The sequence below is a fragment of the Candidatus Macondimonas diazotrophica genome, assembly GCF_004684205.1.
GTDB classification, from domain to species: domain Bacteria; phylum Pseudomonadota; class Gammaproteobacteria; order UBA5335; family UBA5335; genus Macondimonas; species Macondimonas diazotrophica.
Genome location: NZ_SRIO01000005.1, coordinates 1 through 17,003, shown reverse-complemented (window position 1 = coordinate 17,003; position 17,003 = coordinate 1). Strand labels below are relative to the sequence as shown.

The window sequence follows — 17,003 nt, the reverse complement described above, 5'->3', positions numbered from 1 at the left end:
GGTCCGTGCCCAAGCCGCGCACGCCTGGGTCAGGACAGGCCGGCGATGAGCTTTTCGAGCTGAACGGCATCGACGGCGAAGCGCCGGATCCCCTCGGCCAGTTTTTCCGTGGCCATGGCGTCCTCGTTCAACAGCCAGCGAAACCGGCTTTCGGACAGGTCGAGACGTGCCAGGTCTGCGGTGCGGGCCGTGGCCGGATCGAGCCGGCGCGGCAGGGGATCCTGCCGAGACTCAAGCTCTGACAGCAGGACAGGAGAAATGGTGAGCAGGTCGCAGCCTGCCAGCGCGGTCACCTGGCCGACGTTGCGGAAACTGGCCCCCATGATCTCGGTGTCATGGCCGAACTTCTTGAAGTAGTTGAAGATGGCGCTGACCGATCCGACACCGGGGTCATTCTCGGGCAGGTAGGCTTCCACCCCGTCGCGTTGGCGGTACCAGTCGGTGATCCGACCCACGAAGGGCGAAATCAGCCGAACCCCGGCCTCAGCACAGGCCACTGCCTGGGCTAGGCAGAACAGCAGTGTCATGTTGCAGCGGATGCCTTCGCGTTCCAGCACACGAGCCGTTTCGATCCCCTCCCAGGTGCTGGCCAGTTTGATCAGCACGCGCTGGCGGTCGATCCCGGCCGCTTCATAGAGTGCAATCAGCCGACGTGCCTTGGCGAGGCTGGCCGGAACGTCAAAGGACAGGCGGGCATCGACTTCGGTCGAGACGCGCCCCGGTACGATCCGCAGGATCTCCATGCCGAAGTTGACGGCCAGCTTGTCCATGGCGGCGTCCAGGCGCTGCTCAGCGGTGCCACTCTGGGCCTGTCCGAACCGTACCGCTTCTTCCATGAGATGCCGGTAAGCCGGCTGGCCGGCTGCCGCGAGGATCAGGGACGGATTGGTGGTCGCATCGGTGGGCCGGTAGCGCCCGATCGCCTCGATATCGCCGGTATCGGCGACCACCGTGGTATAGGCACGCAATTGTTCCAACTGGTTCATCGACAGTCCTCCACATGGGAAGTCAGAAAATCGGTTCGCGAAGGCTCGAGCGTCTGAGTGGGGGGCACTCCCCTTGTGCGGGCTCGGCAGAGGCGGTCAATCAATGGAGCCGCATGCGGGCTGCAGCCTCCTCACTTGGTCCCTCTGCTGCGGCCGGCCAGCGGAAGAAGCGCCGGGCGTTGGCGGTCGTGCGCCGGGCCAGCTCGACGGGATCATCACCCCGGGCGCGTGCCACTGCTGCGTGCACATGGGGCAGAAAGGCAGGCTCATTGCGTCCATCGCGCGGACGCGGACGCAGATCCCGCGGCAGCAGGTAGGGGCAGTCGGTCTCAATCATCAGTCGATCGGCGGGAATGTCGCGTACCAGTTCCAGCAGATGCCGTCCCCGGCGTTCATCGCAGATCCAGCCGGTAATGCCGACGTACAGGTCTAGGTCGAGGTAGGCATACAGCGCGGTCCGATCGCCTGTGAAGCAATGCACCACGGCATCGCCGATGGCATCGCGCGCGGCCCGGATCATCGCCAAGAAGCGCTCGTGGGCATCGCGTTCGTGAAGGAAAAGCGGCAAACCGAGATGTGCGGCCTGTTCCAGGTGCCACTCGAAAACGCGCTCCTGCGCCGGACGAGGCGAGAAATCCCGGAAGAAATCCAGGCCCGTTTCTCCGATGGCCAGCACTTCGGGCGCGTCCCACAGCGTCGCCAGGTCATGGAGCTGCGCGGAATCATGCTCGGCTGCATGGTGCGGATGAACCCCGGCCGTGCAGCGCAGAAGTGCAGGGTGCGACTGGGCGAGCGCCAGCGCTTTCCGGCTGCAGGTGAGCGAGCTGCCTGTGACCATCATCCCGGAGACGCCGGCAGCTATCGCGCGATCCAGGACCGACTCGCGGTCGGCATCGAAGGCATCGTGGGTCAGGTTGGCGCCGATATCGAACAGATCCATCAGGTGGGCTCCGTGCGGCGCTGCGCGCGATGTAAGCGGGCAAAACGCAGGGCGATGGCGAGCGGTACCAGACCGCCCAACCCGTAGAGCGGGAGCACCACCCAGACGGTCCAGGGGTAGGGGGGCGGCTGGTGATGCAGGTAATGGCTCCAGACCAATGCGCCGCCAAGCTGCCAGATCACGGCGCACGCCAGTGCGGCGATGGCCCGTGTTCGCGGGGGTGGTTCGGCCCGGACGCCGTAGCGACCCTGCCAGCGCGACAGCGCCAATCCGGTTGCCAACAAGGCCACGCCCATGAGGCAGAGTACATAGGGCCCAAAGGCCAGATTGAGGCGGAGGAAAGTCCGTTCCGGTATGGCTGGATTGAAGTATGCCGTTACCGTCTGGCCGATCGCGTACGGTTCAAGGGCCGCTTCGGCCGCTTGGCGTGACAGTGGAATGCGCCGGGAAAACAACTGATCGGTGCGCAAGACTTCTTGGCCCACACTGAAACGGTAGGCGACGTAGGGAACGAAGCGATCGTCCTCGACGGAACGGATTCCGCGATCCACGACGGCGGCCGGGATCGCGCGGAATCCCTCCACTTGCCGGATCTGGAAGACCAGTCGCTGAACGCCCATGAACAGCAAGACCACGCCAGCTAGGACGCAAATCAACAGCAGGCGGCGCTGGATCAACGCCGATGGGGATGCAGCATGGGATAATGGCATGACGGGATAACAACGCGTGATTCAAATGATCAATTGTCGCATGGATACTGGCGACTGCTCTATATTCAAGATATTGCCATCTATCGGATTTATGTATTAAATTGTTCAATTAAAATACGGTACCTCTCTTGACAGCCATGACTCAACCTCCCAAGCCAGCCGTGATCGACCTCGAGACGCGTGAGCGAATTCTGCAAACCGCTTTCGAGATGTTTGGTCGTTATGGCTACGACGGTGTTTCCATCGACCAGATCTCCAAAGCCTGCGGCCTGAGCAAGGGCGCGATGTACTGGTACTTCCGGAATAAGGAAGCTCTGTTCGTCGAGTGTGTCAAGCGGCTGCGCAAGCTGTTCGTGGCCCATATCTACGGTCCGATGGCCGGTGCTGATAATCCCTGCGAGCAGATGTTGAAGTTCTTTCAGGGAATCGAGAGCATCCTCAAGGATTCAGAGAATCTCGAAAGTGTTTCGGGCCTGCTGATCGGCGTGGGGCGCGTTGATCGGGATCTGATCAAGGAGTTCCGGGTGCGTGCGCGCCGGGATGCGGAACAGTTTCTCGCAAGCATTCTCGAAAACGGCCGACAATTCAAGCACTTCCGTTTTCTTGGGGATGCCTTGCCAGTCGCGCGGGCACTGTTCATCGTATTAGAAGGGTGTCTTGTTCAGGCGCGCTCTGATACAGCCGAGCAGACAGCTGATGCGGTGCACCGCCTCGCATTAGGGTTCTTTCTTGCCTGCGGTGCCAAACCACCAGCGGAGCTGGGGTACGAAACGCTGGCGAGCGGGGTACCAGCCCCAATTTCTTGACACCCCCGCGCAGCGGTTTCTATAGTGGACCGCCCGGCTCGCCCCCAGCTGGTGGCGAGCCCGCCCATTTTCTACCGGCTCATCATGATCCCGGGGATTGCACCCGGCCCCGCTGACAGGAAGAGACATGTTCGGCAAGCTATTCGGGAAGAAAAAGGTCGGTCCTCATCTCGTCCACATCGAAGGTGTCGACAAGCCGGTGGAGTGTGACGAAAAGACCTTCATCCTGTCGGCTGCGCTGCGTGATGGCATCGCGATTCCCTATAGCTGCCGTGTGGGTGGCTGCGGTACCTGCAAGGTTCGGCTTCTGGAAGGCAAGGTGAAGGAATTCACCGACAAGACCTACCTGTTGAGTCAGGAGGAACTGCGTGCCAACTATATCCTGTCCTGTCAGTGCCAGCCCCGCTCCGATGTCCGGATTCAGGTCGATGGACTGGATCTGTCGGCCGAGGCCCAGGCGTCCGTCCATGAGGTCGTCAACCGGACGGGGCTGATCAAGGCGCTCAATCACCTCACCCACGACATCGTGGAAGTGCGCATCGAGCTGGACGGCCCGATGGCGTATACGGCGGGCGAGTACGCCGATATGCGCGTGCCGGGCGTACTGGATGAGTTCCGCTCTTATTCCTTCGCGGCCCGTCCTGATCCTGCACAGGCCAATCGGGTGATCTTCCACATCCGCAAAGTTCCGGGTGGAAAATTTACCGAATGGCTGCACCAAGCCGACCGCATCGGCGCCCGAGTGGAGCTGCGCGGGCCGTTTGGCGACTTCCGCCTGCGTTCTGCGGCAGCGCCGATGGTCTGTGTGGCGGGCGGCAGCGGCATGGCACCGATCAAGGCCCTGCTTGAGCAGGCGCTCGTCGATGGTGTGCAACGGGACTGTACCTACCTATTTGGCGCACGGTCGCAGAAAGATCTGTATTGTCAGGATGACATGGATCGGATCGCCGCCCAATGGAAGGGTCGGTTCCGCTACATTCCGATCCTTTCCGAGGAGCCTGAGGACAGCGACTGGACCGGCCCGCGCGGTCTGGTGACGGAGTTCCTCACTCGTGAGGTGCCTGAGCTTGCGACCTGCCATGCCTATATGTGCGGCCCCCCGCCGATGCTCGATGCCGCCATTGAGGTGTTGAAGGGTGCTGGCATCCCTGGTGAACACATCCACTTTGACAAATTCCTGGACAAGAGCCACTTGGCCAAGGCGCATATCGACGAACCCACCTCGCACATCGGCGATAAAGGCTGACATCCGGCAACTTAGGCTCTGCATGCCGTGCTGGTGTCGTGGCGCCAAGGCGTTCGCCGGCCCGTCAACGGTTGTAGCGGCTCTGAGGCAGCCTTTGCCCGGATAAGAGCCGCAAAATTGGCGTCAACTTGGCCTAACCGTCCTCTGCCGCGTGGATGCACGGGAAGACCGGCTTGACGCTATCACAGTCGGCTGATCAGGAACAGAAGGGCCAGATTTCCCAAGGCACTGATGATGAACAAGCCGCGCCAGGTGGCGACCGGATCGCGGGCGAGGATGGGCGGGCGGCGCGCCGTGACGAAAGCGGGGTTGGGCTCGGTGAGATCGTGAAGAAACTCGGAAAGCTCTGCCTGACGCAACTCGGGATTGCGCTTCAGGGCCTTCTCCAGTGCCCAGTCGACCCACAGTGGCAGGTCCGGCACCCACTGGCGCGCCGGGGTGTAGGTAAGGCGGCGGATGGTGGTTTCATCGTAGTGCTCGCCGTAAGGCAGATGGCCGGTGAGCAGCTCATAGGTGATGACCGCGAGCGAAAAGAGATCCGAGCGTGAACTGCAGGGCTCGCCGAGCAGATATTCCGGTGCCGTATAGAGTCGCGTGCCGAGCAGCGTCAGGCGCTGGATGGGGGAGGTAATCTCTTCCACCCCGGCGATCTTGGTCGAACCGAAGTCGATGATCCGGGCCGTTCCGTCCGCATCGATGAGAATGTTTTCGGGCTTCAGATCCTGATGAATCATCTCCAGGCGATGAAAGGCCATGAGGCCGCGGGCGATCTGGCCGACCAGGTCACGGACACGATGCAGGTCCGGCTGCGGATGCCCATGCATCCACTGCCGCAGCGTCTCACCCGCGATGTACTCCGAAACCGTATAGAGAAACTGCCGGGGGCGGCTGGGCTCGATCACGCGCAGCACATGCGGACTGTGCAAACGCTTGCCGACCCACTCCTCGTGCGTAAACAGGTCGAGATAGACCGGATCGTCCTGATAGTTGACCGAGGGGGTCTTGATCACGACCTGGACGCCGCTGTCCTCATCCACGGCGAGATAGACCTGGCTGCGTGCGCTGGCGTACAGGGCGCGGATGATCCGGTAGCCGTCGATCCGCATCCCGGGATCGAGCTCCGGGGGAAACGGCTTCTCGGTGAGCTGGTCGAACCAGCCTTGCGCATCGGTCTGGGGGAGCGCGTCGAAACGCATAATCTGACAACTCACGTTGTCCGGACTGCCGGCATGTAAGGCACGGGTAGCGATTTCCCGCGCTGCTCGGTCCAGGTGATCGGGGTGGGCCTGAATCGCGGCGATCAGTGCTTGATCGCTGACATACTCATGCACGCCGTCGGTGGTGAACAGGAAGAGGTCACCGACTTCGACCGGAAAATGGTGGTAGTCGATGTCCAGATGCAGGTCGATACCCAGCGCGCGCGTGAGGAAGTTCCGGTCCTCCGACACCCAGATGCGGTGGTCCTGGGTGAGCTGGGTGAGCTCACCGCGGCGCAGCCGGTAAATACGGGTGTCGCCGACGTGGAATAGATGCGCCGTGGTGGACTTCACCACTAGCGCGCTTAGTGTCGTCGCGCAACTGCGCCGCGTACTGTCGGCGCCCTGACCGCATAGCCAGCGGTTGGTGGCAAGCAGCACCTTTTCCACGGAGGTTTTCACCGTCCAGGATTCGGCGGTGCAGAAATAATCGTGGAGCAGACTTTTGACGCTGGTTTCGCTGGCGACGCGTCCGGCGGCGCTGCCACTCACGCCATCGGCCAGCACGGCGACGATGCCCTTGCTCTCCAGCAGTGGCGATTCCGGAATCAGGACGCCGTAACTGTCTTGGTTCTCGGTTTTGGCGCCCCGGTCGGAATACTGTCCGACCGTCACCATTGCGCGGGCCTCGAGCGTCATCCTGAGTCTCCAACTCGCCGGCCGAGCACGGCCACGCGCATCCCGCGCGGCGATCAACCGATCTTGATCATCTGGACGGTGCCATCGGGCAGAACTTCAGCGGTTTCGCCGCGCGGTTCGGCCAGGAGCAACGCGATCAGGACCAGGACCACCAATCCAGTACCGCCGATGACCATGAAAAACACCTGAGGTGATACCAGCGACAGCACGGTCAGGAAAACGAGTCCGCCGACGTTGCCGTAGGCCCCCGCCATGCCCGCAATCTGGCCAGTCATGCGACGCTGAATCAAGGGCACCATGGCGAATACTGCGCCCGATCCGCCTTTGGCGAACAGGCCGCACAGCAGTGTGTTGGCGACAACCAGCGCGACCGGCCATTCCTGCGTGACCTGTCCCAGCAGCAGAAAGCTCCCGGTGATGCCGGAGAACAGCATCAGGAGGCTCAGCCGCCGACCGATGCGGTCGCTCAGGATGCCGCCAGCCGGACGGGCGATGAGATTCATCACAGGATAGGTACCCGCCAGAATCCCAGCTGTGACCGGAGAAAGCTTGAACTCATCGAGATAGAACAGCGGCAGCATGGAAACCAGCGCCAATTCGGAGCCGAAGGTGACAAGATAGGCCAGATCCAGAATCGCGACCTGTCGGAATCGATAGCGGAAGAGCTCCGGTACGGGTTTGGACAGGACCTCTCGATTTACCTGGTAGATCTTCCAGCCCTGATAGCCGCAGACGGTGGCGATGCCCAGATAGAGGATGTTGCTGGTGGCCGGAGAAAACCAGGCGAGCCCGGCGGGAGAAAGCTTCCAGACCAGCAACGCCAGTGCGCCGTAGATGGGCAGGCTCATCAGCAGGTAAAGCGCGAGATCGCCGCGGCTGGTGACTTCCATCGCGCCCATCTTCTTGGGCTTGAAATAGGTCGAGCCCTTGGGGGTATCGGTGACCGACCGGTAGTACACCACCCCGTAGGCGATGGCGACTACGCCGGTCGCCGCGATGGCATAGCGCCAGCCGTTGGCGCCGCCGAACCATAAGGCCAAGGTGGGCAGCAACATGGCGGAGGCGGCCGAACCGAAATTGCCCCAGCCGCCATAAATTCCCTGTGCGATCCCCGTCTGTCGCGCCGGAAACCACTCGCCGATCATGCGGATGCCGACCACGAATCCCGCACCGACAAAGCCAAGTAGGAATCGGGTCACGGCCAGCTGCTCGAAATTCTGCGCCAAGGCGAAGGCAAAGCACATCAGCCCAGAGCTGATGAGAATGATGGTAAACATCCGCCGCGGGCCGAAGCGGTCCACCAGCATGCCAACCACGATGCGTGCGGGAATGGTCAGCGCCACGTTCAGGATCAGCAGGATGCCAACTTCCTGTTCGTTCAGGCCAAAGTTCTGCCGCAGCGCAGCCATGAGCGGGGCGTGGTTGAACCAGACAGCGAAAGAGATGAAAAAGGCGATCCAACTTAAGTGCAGGATGCGCATGTTTCCTTTGAAGGATAATAGGTTGAGTTTCTCCGACATGGCGATCCCGGCCTGAAAAGGAAGTGATGGCCGGAGACAAGCAATATGCGCGCCAGTTGGCGCCATCGGGTGCAGCGTCCCGATGCAAACGGCGCACCGTCCGCGTCATTCGACGACATCGTCGGCTATTCAGTGCGTTGGGAGCGACACGCGACCACCGGTCTGGCGCATCCCGCCGGCGGAGTGCACGGTTGAGGGGCACTCTGAGGCCCCCGATATCGCTCGTCAGAGGCATCATGCACCATCTTTGATGCAGCCTCTTTGAGTTGGTGCGTCTTTTGCGCTAAATGGGTGCGGCAGAACCGGTGTTCTACGATCCGGCGCGCAGCACGGCCATGGGGGCGGCGGACAGGGCAACCGACAGATCGTCCCACGCGTCAGGCGGACAGGGCGCGCCAGTCAGCAAGTTCTGCCACGGTCCTGCTGGAAGGTCGGCATCGAGTTGCAGGCGCGTCCCTGTCCAAAGCGTTGCGTTCAGTTGCTCCGGATCCCCTTGGCAGGCGGTATGCAGCAGGCGCGGCGCCAGAACGATCATTGCGCGATCTTCGAAGATCCGAGCAAAGGCGCACAGATGATCCGCCCGTGGACCGCTGACGGTCAGGGGCAGATAGCTGCCGCGCTGGAACAGGGCCGGGTCTTCCCGGCGCCAGGTCAGGATCGTGACCAGCAGGTGCAGCTTGAGTGTCCCCTCATCGCGTGCGGCCCATGCGGTTTCCCATCGGTCGGCCGGCGCGGGGTGCTTGAGCAGGCGATCGAGGAGTTCGCGCCGTTTCGCGTAGTCCACGGGGCGGCGGTTATCCGGGTCGACGAGGCTCAGGGCTTCGAGTTCGATCCCCTGATAGATATCCGGCATGCCGGGCACTGTGGTCTGCAGCAGGCTCTGAACCAGACTGTTCCAACGGCCGAAGGGGATCAACTGGGTGACGAATCGGGTCAGGTCATCGGGAAACGGATTGTTGGCGCCCGCTTCGAGGATACCGCGGATGAAACGCTCCAGTGCGCCCTCGTAGGCCATGTCGGGGCTGAACCAGGAGCTCTGCTCCTTGCCTTCGCGAGCCGCCTTTTGCATGTAGGCCACGATGCGATCGGCGTAGTCGGGCTCGGTTGCGGCGACGACGCGCTCGGGCCAGGTGCCGATGAGCGTCTGGTAGAGCAGGTATTCGTGATGGGAACTCGGTAGCCGTTCGCCATCCATCTCGGTCAGGTGGCGGCGATTGATCCGCGCCCAGCGTTGCAGTGCGTCGGCAAACGCCTGCGGGCACTCGGACAGCACATTGATTCGCGCCCGGACATCTTCACTGCGCTTAGTGTCATGAGTCGTGCTGGCAAGCATCTGGTGAGGAAACAGTTGAGCGCGCCGTTGGTTGTGATGGTGAAAGGCGGCGATGCTGATTTCCGCGCGCGCTGGATTGCTGCCCACCTCGTTCAGCGAAGCCAGGGGGAACATGCGATAAAACGCGGTGTCCTCCACCGATTTCGCCATCACAGGGCCCGTATATTGGGCAAAACGCATGGCGAAATCCTGCATCGCCAGCCGCTGCAAGCGGGGAACGTCGTCAGCCACGTCCAAAGCCAGCACGCGATGGATGAAATCATAGATGGTGGTTTCCTCGCGGGCACGGCGCTTCTTGGCTTGGGCTACCGCCCAATCGAGATCGCGGCGGTCCTCTTCCTGAGCGCCTTGGCGGTCGACATAGGTCCGGTAAACCGGAAACGCTGCCACGATCTCACCCAGCGCTGCGCGCAAGGCGTTGACCGTGAAATCACGCGTGAATGGGTCCCCCTCCGCCAGTCGCCCCAGCCGGTTGGCGAGCACGTTGAGCTCACTGGCCAGGGTATTGCGCATCAATGTTCGCTTGGCCGCATACACCACCTCGGCCATGGATCCAGTTCGTCCAGTGAATGCACTGAAGCTGTCCCGCAGGGCGGTCAGTCCGTTGCCATCGACCTGCAGTCCGTTCATGAGCCGGATGAACTCATAGCCGGTCGTTCCATGGACCGGCCAGGATCCCCGCAGCGATTCGTGATCGGCCAGGATTTTTTCCACCACGGTATAGACCGCTGGTTCCGTTCCGGGCGGCTGTCCCAGGGCGGTCCGGGTGGCGGCAGCCAGCTGAGTGAAGTAGGCCAGGGGATCATAGAGTCCGTCGGGATGGTCGATGCGCAGACCGTGGACACGGCCGAGCCGGACCTGTTCCAGGATCAGCGCGTGGGTGGCCTCGAACACTTCCGGCCGTTCCATGCGCAGTCCGGCCAGATCGTTGATATCAAAAAAGCGCCGATAGTTGATCTCGTCGACGGCCACCCGCCAGAACGAGAGCCGCCAAGGCTGCTGCTCGAGCAGGCCATGCAGGCTGTCGTCTCGGGAAAAATCGCCATGATGAGCATTGATGGTGGCCACCTGATGCGCGATATGGGCATCGATTGCCGGATTGCGGGCGCTGAGGGCGGCGAGGGCGCGCTTGTGGATTTCCTTGTCCCGCTCGCGTTCGCGCAGGGCCTCGCCATCGCTTTTGGAACGCAACGGCAGATGGCCGAATGCGGTGATGAGGCTTTCGAACTCCAGCAGATCCGGATGGCTCCCCCCCAGCCGCTGGCGCAATGCATCGAGTTCGAGATTCAGGATTCGTGGATAGGTGGACGGATCGAGCGGAAATCGGTGTTCGTAGTAGTGCAGGGAAAAGCTGCCGACCTCGGGGTCAAAGCGCAATACCAGTTCGCCACCCGCCAGGGTCTCGCCATAGGGGGCCCCGAGGATGGGGACGAGTACCTTGCCATGGAGCTCGCGTTTGAGCGGATGCCAGTCGATGTCGAAAAAGTCCGCCCAGGGCGACGCCGGACCATTTTCGAGAACGGACAGCCACCAGGGATTGTCGTCCCCCATCACCCCCATGTGGTTGGGCACGATATCCCAGATCTGTCCCATGTCATGCGCTTCGAGTGTCTGGCTCAAGGACTCGAATCCCTTCGTTCCCCCCAGTTCCGGGTTGAGCGCGCAATGGTTGACCACATCGTAGCCGTGCGTGCTGCCCGGTCTGGCCTGCAGAACCGGGGAGAGATAGACGTGGGATATCCCCAGGGCAGCCAGATAGGGCACCGTTGCGGCGGCATCGGCAAAGGTAAAGCCCGCATGCAGCTGCAGGCGGTAGGTGGCCGTGGGCCGATAGCGTGCACGCATGGATTATTCCTCTCCCGCCATGATCGACCACATCACACTCCATCCCGGCAAGTCATCCGCGGCGGCAGCCGCCGAATCGCTGCGATAGATGACCGAGGCTCCAGCCGCAGCCGGCGCGGCTACCGCTGTGTCGCCCAGGTTGGCGATCAAGCTCAGGCTGCCGGTATCGGGCCAGTGCCAGCGGAGCTGGAGCCGTGATCCGCTGATGTCGACGTCGGTCCTGGGTGTGGACGCGCCGAGCAGGGGAACGACATGGGTGGCGCGCAGCGTCAGAAGCCGCTGGTGCAGCGCCAGCCAGTCCCGATGGATGGCCTCGTCGATCTCGCCCCAATGCAGGCAGCTTTGGGCGAAGGTATCGGGATGCGTGGGGTCCGGGATGCGGGCGCGGGCCTGGGGGTCGGCGAACTCCGGAAAGGCTGCGAACTCCTTGCGTCGTCCTTCACGCACCGCGTCGCCCAGCTCACCTTCAAATCCGCAAAAGAAGAGGAATGGCCGGACACTGCCCCATTCCTGTCCCATGAACAGCAATGGCGGGCTAGGCGCCAGCAGCAGGATTTCGGTCAGGGCGCGCACGCGGTGGGGCGGCGCGAGCTGCGTCAGTCGCTCGCCCAGGGCACGGTTGCCGATTTGATCGTGATTCTGGAGAAAGTTGACGAAGCACAGCGGAGGGAGGTGAGCGCTGGGTTCGCCGCGACGTTCGCCATTCCGGAACGGGGAGGGATCTCCCTGATAGGCAAATCCTTCGCTCAGGCAGCGGGTCAGCTGGTGTAACGGCTGATCGACGAAATCTCGGTAATAGCCTGCTCCATCTCCGGTCGCCAAGACATGGGCCGCATGATGGAAGTCATCGTTCCATTGGGCCGTGTAGTGCACCGGCTGGCCAGCGGCGGCGCGCGTCAGGAAACGGGCCTGGTTGGCATCGTTTTCCAGAACCAGGTGAATGTGGCGATCCTCGCCGAAGCGTCCCCGTACGGCTTCGGCCAGCGCCGTGAGCACATGCGGCTCCGAGTCGTCGCGAATGGCGTGCACGGCATCGAGCCGCAGCCCGTCGAAGCGATACTCCTCCAGCCAATACAGTGCATTGTGAATGAAATAAGCACGCACCGTGGCGCTGTCGTCGTCATCGAAATTGATGGCCTCGCCCCAAGGCGTATGGTGACGGGGCGTAAAGAAAGACGGGGCATAGGCGTTCAGATAGTTGCCGTCTGGCCCAAAGTGGTTATAGACCACGTCCAGAAACAGCATCAGTCCGTGCGCATGTGCGGCATCGATCAGGGCCTTCAGATCTTCGGGCCGGCCATAAGCACTGTCGGGCGCGAACGGCAAGACCCCGTCATAACCCCAGTTGCGCCGGCCCGGGAAGTCCGCCACCGGCATCAATTCGATTGCCGTGATGCCTAACTCCACCAGATGATCGAGACGCTTGATGACGCCCTGATAGGTTCCCTCGGGACTGAAGCTGCCGACATGCAGTTCGTAGATGACCGCTTCGCGCCAGGGGCGTCCGCGCCAGTCCTCGTGGCGCCACCGGTAGGCGTGCGGGTCGATCAGCTCGCTCGGCCCATGGGCATCGCGCGGTTGAAAGCGCGACGCCGGATCCGGGACGGCCAGGCCGCTATCGAGCCGAAAACAGTAGGTTTGACCAGTGCGGGCCCGATTGGTCACGCATTCGAACCAGCCGTCGCCGCATGGGTCCATGGGCAGCACGTATTCGGCCCGGTCGTCGGAGATCTGCAGCTTGGGTGCCCGCTGGGCCGGTGCCCACAGGCGGAAGCGGATGCGGCCATCATCCAAGCGCAAGGGGCCGAACGGCATCTCGTGCTCAAGGGGAAAGCAGGGACCACTCATCGTCGACCTCCTGATGATTCGAATGCTCGCGCAACAGGACCAGGGAACGTGGTCCAAGTGTCAGCCGACTCCCGCCGCGCAGGTGCCGCGGACGGCCGATGCCGTCTTCGGTCGTGGTATCCAGCACGATTTGCCAGCGGGTGCGACCGTTGAGTTTGAGCAGTGTGAAGGTCATCGGTTCATGGTCGGCGTTGAGCAGCAGCAGAAAATTGTCGTCTGTCATCTGCTTGCCATGGGCGTCGAGTTCTCCCAGGACTTCGCCGCCGAGGAACACGGCCAGCGAGCGGCGGTGTTCCTGATCCCAATCCTGCGTGGTCATTTCGCGGCCATCGGGGTTGAGCCACATGATGTCCTTGACATCCGCGCCGGCGATGCTGCGCCCCTGGAAAAAATGCTTGCGGCGAAACACCGGGTGTTCCTGACGCAGCGCGATGAGGCGGCGAACGTAATGAAACAGCCGCTGCCGATCTTCATCCAGATGCCAGTCGAGCCAGCTCAGTTCGTTGTCCTGGCAATAGGCATTGTTGTTGCCCTGTTGGGTTCGCCCGATTTCATCGCCGGCCAGCAGCATGGGCACACCCTGCGCCAGCAGCAGGCTGGCCAGCAGGTTCCGCTTCTGGCGCCGGCGCAGCGCGTTGACTTCGGGATCGTCGGTCGGGCCCTCGATGCCGCAGTTCCAGCTCAGGTTATGGTTGTGCCCGTCGCGGTTGTCCTCGCCGTTGGCCTCGTTGTATTTCTCGTTGTAGCTGACGAGGTCTTCGAGCGTGAAGCCGTCGTGGGCGGTGATGAAGTTGATGCTGGCGTAGGGGCGCCGCCCTGAGCTCTCGTACAGATCGGACGATCCGGTCAGCCGGTAGGCCAGATGGCCGGTGCGGCCGCCATCGCCCTTCCAGTAGGCGCGCATGACATCCCGGTATTCGGCGTTCCATTCCGTCCAGCCGACCGGGAAATTGCCGACCTGATAACCGCCTTCGCCGACATCCCAGGGCTCGGCGATCAGCTTGACCTGGGAAAGGATGGGGTCCTGACCGATGATTTCGAAAAAGGCCGAGAGCCGGTCCACTTCATAGAGTTCCCGTGCCAGCGCCGCGGCGAGATCGAAGCGGAAGCCGTCCACGTGCATCTCGGTCACCCAATAGCGCAGGCTGTCCATGATCAGCTGCAACACGCGCGGATGAAGCATGTTGAGCGTGTTGCCGCAGCCGGTGAAATCCATGTAGTAACGCGGATCGATCGGGCTCTGGCGATAGTAGGACGCGTTGTCGATGCCGCGAAAGCACAGGGTCGGACCGCGCTCGTTTCCCTCGGCGGTGTGGTTGTAGACCACATCCAGGATCACCTCGATCCCGGCGCTGTGGAGGGTTTTGACCATGGTCTTGAATTCGGAGAGCTCGCCGGTCGCGCTGTAGCGCACTGTGGGGGCGAAGAAGCCGATGGTGTTATAGCCCCAGTAGTTGGTGAGATTGCGATCCAACAGGTGGCGATCGTCCAGAAATTCGTGGATCGGCATCAGCTCAACGCTGGTCACGCCCAGTCGCTGCAGATATTCGATCACCGGCTGGGTCGCCAGCCCGGCGTAGGTTCCGCGCAGGTGTTCCGGTACCTTGGGGTGGTTGCGGGTGAAGCCTTTGACATGGAGTTCGTAGAGAACGGTCTTGTCCCACGGTATGTTGGGCCGGCGATCGTCCCCCCAGACAAAGGCCGGATCGGCCACTTGGCACAAGGGGGTGCCGGCCATGCTGTCGCGGGTGTCGAAGGACAGATCCTCGTCCGGGTGGCCGATGGTGTAGCCGAAGTGGTGATCGTGCCAGAGCATCTGGCCGGTAATCTGCTTGGCGTAGGGATCGAGCAGCAGCTTGTGGGGATTGAAACGATGCCCCTGTGCCGGATCGTAGGGGCCATAGACGCGATAGCCGTAGCGCTGTCCCGGCCGCACCGACGGGAGGTAACAGTGCCAGCATTGGTCGGTCCGTTCGCTCAATGTGATGCAGGCGCTCTGGCGCCCGGTCTGACCATCGAACAGGCATAGATCGACTCGGGTGGCATTTTCCGAAAACAGACTGAAATTGACGCCTTGTCCGTCCCAGGTCGCCCCAAGGGGGTACGGTCTTCCGGGCCAGATTTCCATCTTCATGGGCATGGACTGGATTCCTCGGGATGCTGTAGTGACTGGGTGCTTGCGGGTGCAGCCGTGATCGCCGCGGATTTGGTTTGCCGCTCTTTGCAGCGCGCAAAGTCCGTGCCATACGGGCTCATCATTCGCAAGGCAGACGGCGCTTGGCCGGCAGAGCCGGTCGACCCGGCAGGCAAGGGTGCTTTCTCTGAGAACGCGTCTAGGCAGGTTACTCGCCCCCGCAGCAGGGGTCCAGCAAGGTGCGCGCTTGGGGTTCGGGAGGTCGTGCGCCAGGCTTCTGCCGATGAAGGCGTCATGACAACGGGCTTGTCAGCGCGCCCCTGGCCTCGCTATAAGGGCAGAAACATCAAAATGTGGGAGGGGCCGTCAATGACGGGAGTGATCATCGCGGGTTGCGGCGATGTCGGGCGACGTCTTGCCGTTCGCTTCGCAGAACGTCATATGCCGCTATGGGGCTTTGTGCAGACCTCGATGAGTCTGGCCTATCTCCGTGAGCTGTCCATGGAAGCGGTTCAGATCGATCTCGATCGGAGCGGTGCCCTTTCATGGCCGGAGTGGATGAGTGACTCGCTGCTGTACTATCTGATCCCGCCGCCACGAGAAGGTCAGTCCGATCCCCGGCTGCAGCGGTTTCTCGGCGCCATACCGGCTGACCGGCGCCCCCGGCGCATGATCTACATCAGCACCAGCGCCGTTTATGGTGATCGCAATGGCGAATGGGTCACCGAAGAAACCCCCCCCGCACCCGATACCGACCGCGGGCGGCGCCGTCTGGCGGCCGAACAGATGCTGCAGTCGTGGTGTGAAAACCAGGATGTTTCGTTCGTCACCCTGCGCGTTCCCGGCATCTATGGGCCAGGCCGATTGCCGGTCAAGCGGCTGCGGAGCGGTGGACCGCTGGTGGATGAACGAGAGTCCGCCTACAGCAACCGCATCCACGTGGATGATCTGGTCGAGGTCTGCCTCGCGGCGGCCGAGCGCGCGCCGGACAACCGCATCTACAACGTCAGCGATGGCCATCCCACCAGCATGACCGACTACATGTTGCAGATCGCCGATCTGCTCGGTCTGGAGGCGCCGCCCATCATCAGCATGGACGAAGCCCAGGCCATGCTCAGTCCGGCCTTGCTGTCTTTTCTCAATGAATCGAAGCGATTGGACAATCGCCGCATGCTCAAGGAATTGGGGGTGCGGTTACGCTATCCGACCCTCCGGCAGGGCTTGCCAGCCTGTCTGCCGGAGGTGGTTTGAGCGGATTTCAAGCGGCTTGCGACGCGCCCAGCGCCCGAGCCTCGGATAGCAGCACATTCGGGTCGGGTAGGTCGGTGATGTTGCGGCCATAGTGGGCTTGGCGGATCTGGCCATTGCCATCGATCACGAAAGCAGCCGGCTGCTGGGTTTCGCGGCCCTCGAACGCGCCATGGCCATAACCCTGGCGGACGGCGCGGAACAGGACCGGCAGATTGCCGGGTGCCAGATACCCGGCCAGACTGGCTTCCACACCGTAAGCGGCATAGGACCGGCCTTCGGGATCGCCCAGCAGGGCCGCGCCCTGGCCTTGACGCTGGGCGAAGGCCGCCAGCCGTTCCGGGCTGGACTGGAATACGATGGCCAGCGCCACGCCCGCGCGTTCGAACTCCGGCGCGGCCCGGGTCAGTTCCACCGTGGTCATCTGACATACCGGGCAACCGACATAGCGGTTGAACACCAGCACCAGCGGCTTGCCCTTGAAGCCAGCCA

Annotated in this window: 13 protein-coding genes; 4 read left to right on the top strand and 9 right to left on the bottom strand. The window is 62.4% G+C overall.

Annotated features, from left to right (window positions below; translation table 11 throughout):
• Positions 1 to 29: 29 nt before the first annotated feature.
• The 3 genes from tal to E4680_RS04945 all read right to left on the bottom strand — a co-directional run bounded on the left by tal (position 30) and on the right by E4680_RS04945 (position 2,636).
• The gene (tal, locus tag E4680_RS04955; protein ID WP_135281295.1) at positions 30 to 986 is read right to left on the bottom strand and encodes a transaldolase; all 957 of its coding nucleotides are present in this window, start codon (positions 984 to 986) and stop codon (positions 30 to 32) included.
• Positions 987 to 1,086: 100 nt separating this feature from the next.
• Positions 1,087 to 1,926: a TatD family hydrolase gene (locus E4680_RS04950; protein ID WP_135281294.1), complete on the bottom strand. Its 840-nt coding sequence runs from the start codon at positions 1,924 to 1,926 to the stop codon at positions 1,087 to 1,089.
• On the bottom strand, positions 1,926 to 2,636 hold the full coding sequence (locus E4680_RS04945; protein ID WP_135281293.1) for a DUF3592 domain-containing protein: 711 nt from the start codon (positions 2,634 to 2,636) through the stop codon (positions 1,926 to 1,928). Before E4680_RS04945 ends, E4680_RS04950 begins: the two co-directional genes overlap by 1 nt.
• A 161-nt stretch (positions 2,637 to 2,797) precedes the next feature.
• Between E4680_RS04945 and E4680_RS04940 the strand changes: the two genes are divergently transcribed.
• Positions 2,798 to 3,442 (top strand): TetR/AcrR family transcriptional regulator, encoded by a 645-nt coding sequence (locus tag E4680_RS04940; protein ID WP_167792391.1) that lies wholly within the window; start codon positions 2,798 to 2,800, stop codon positions 3,440 to 3,442.
• Between the two features lie 127 nt (positions 3,443 to 3,569).
• Positions 3,570 to 4,688 carry a 2Fe-2S iron-sulfur cluster-binding protein gene (locus E4680_RS04935; protein ID WP_135281291.1) on the top strand — a complete coding sequence of 373 codons (1,119 nt, stop codon included), beginning with the start codon at positions 3,570 to 3,572 and terminating at the stop codon, positions 4,686 to 4,688.
• A gap of 182 nt (positions 4,689 to 4,870) precedes the next feature.
• On the opposite strand, the gene E4680_RS04930 is transcribed toward E4680_RS04935, so the two are convergent.
• The gene (locus E4680_RS04930; RefSeq protein ID WP_135281290.1) at positions 4,871 to 6,583 is read right to left on the bottom strand and encodes a bifunctional protein-serine/threonine kinase/phosphatase; all 1,713 of its coding nucleotides are present in this window, start codon (positions 6,581 to 6,583) and stop codon (positions 4,871 to 4,873) included.
• A gap of 53 nt (positions 6,584 to 6,636) precedes the next feature.
• A complete protein-coding gene (locus E4680_RS04925; RefSeq protein ID WP_240696125.1) occupies positions 6,637 to 8,064 on the bottom strand; it encodes a NarK family nitrate/nitrite MFS transporter in 1,428 nt (475 codons plus the stop codon).
• 84 nt (positions 8,065 to 8,148) lie between these two features.
• On the opposite strand from E4680_RS04925, the gene E4680_RS14025 reads away from it, so the two are divergent.
• Positions 8,149 to 8,298: a hypothetical protein gene (locus E4680_RS14025; protein ID WP_167792390.1), complete on the top strand. Its 150-nt coding sequence runs from the start codon at positions 8,149 to 8,151 to the stop codon at positions 8,296 to 8,298.
• 115 nt (positions 8,299 to 8,413) lie between these two features.
• On the opposite strand, the gene treY is transcribed toward E4680_RS14025, so the two are convergent.
• The 3 genes from treY to glgX are packed head-to-tail and all read right to left on the bottom strand — an operon-like array spanning position 8,414 to position 15,269.
• Positions 8,414 to 11,281, bottom strand: a complete 2,868-nt coding sequence (gene treY, locus E4680_RS04920; RefSeq protein ID WP_135281288.1) for a malto-oligosyltrehalose synthase — start codon at positions 11,279 to 11,281, stop codon at positions 8,414 to 8,416.
• A 3-nt stretch (positions 11,282 to 11,284) separates the two neighbouring features.
• The gene (gene treZ / locus E4680_RS04915; protein WP_240696124.1) at positions 11,285 to 13,129 is read right to left on the bottom strand and encodes a malto-oligosyltrehalose trehalohydrolase; all 1,845 of its coding nucleotides are present in this window, start codon (positions 13,127 to 13,129) and stop codon (positions 11,285 to 11,287) included.
• Positions 13,104 to 15,269, bottom strand: coding sequence for a glycogen debranching protein GlgX (gene glgX, locus E4680_RS04910; protein WP_135281287.1), 2,166 nt, complete (start codon positions 15,267 to 15,269; stop codon positions 13,104 to 13,106). Before glgX ends, treZ begins: the two co-directional genes overlap by 26 nt.
• Before the next feature lie 363 nt (positions 15,270 to 15,632).
• Here glgX and E4680_RS04905 point away from each other — a divergent pair, with 363 nt between their 5' ends.
• A complete protein-coding gene (locus E4680_RS04905; protein ID WP_205688755.1) occupies positions 15,633 to 16,514 on the top strand; it encodes an SDR family oxidoreductase in 882 nt (293 codons plus the stop codon).
• 7 nt (positions 16,515 to 16,521) lie between these two features.
• Here E4680_RS04905 and E4680_RS04900 read toward each other — a convergent pair.
• A partial coding sequence (locus tag E4680_RS04900) for a peroxiredoxin-like family protein (protein WP_135281286.1) occupies positions 16,522 to 17,003 on the bottom strand: 482 nt, incomplete at its 5' end.

Coding starts and splice junctions, on each gene's coding strand:
- E4680_RS04935 (WP_135281291.1), top strand. CDS start 3,570: ATGTTCGGCAAGCTATTCGGGAAGAAAAAGGTCGGTCCTCATCTCGTC.
- treY (WP_135281288.1), bottom strand. CDS start 11,281: ATGCGTGCACGCTATCGGCCCACGGCCACCTACCGCCTGCAGCTGCAT.
- E4680_RS04950 (WP_135281294.1), bottom strand. CDS start 1,926: ATGGATCTGTTCGATATCGGCGCCAACCTGACCCACGATGCCTTCGAT.
- glgX (WP_135281287.1), bottom strand. CDS start 15,269: ATGCCCATGAAGATGGAAATCTGGCCCGGAAGACCGTACCCCCTTGGG.
- E4680_RS04925 (WP_240696125.1), bottom strand. CDS start 8,064: ATGCGCATCCTGCACTTAAGTTGGATCGCCTTTTTCATCTCTTTCGCT.
- E4680_RS04945 (WP_135281293.1), bottom strand. CDS start 2,636: ATGCCATTATCCCATGCTGCATCCCCATCGGCGTTGATCCAGCGCCGC.
- E4680_RS04905 (WP_205688755.1), top strand. CDS start 15,633: ATGACGGGAGTGATCATCGCGGGTTGCGGCGATGTCGGGCGACGTCTT.
- treZ (WP_240696124.1), bottom strand. CDS start 13,129: ATGAGTGGTCCCTGCTTTCCCCTTGAGCACGAGATGCCGTTCGGCCCC.
- E4680_RS14025 (WP_167792390.1), top strand. CDS start 8,149: ATGCGCGCCAGTTGGCGCCATCGGGTGCAGCGTCCCGATGCAAACGGC.
- E4680_RS04930 (WP_135281290.1), bottom strand. CDS start 6,583: ATGACGCTCGAGGCCCGCGCAATGGTGACGGTCGGACAGTATTCCGAC.
- tal (WP_135281295.1), bottom strand. CDS start 986: ATGAACCAGTTGGAACAATTGCGTGCCTATACCACGGTGGTCGCCGAT.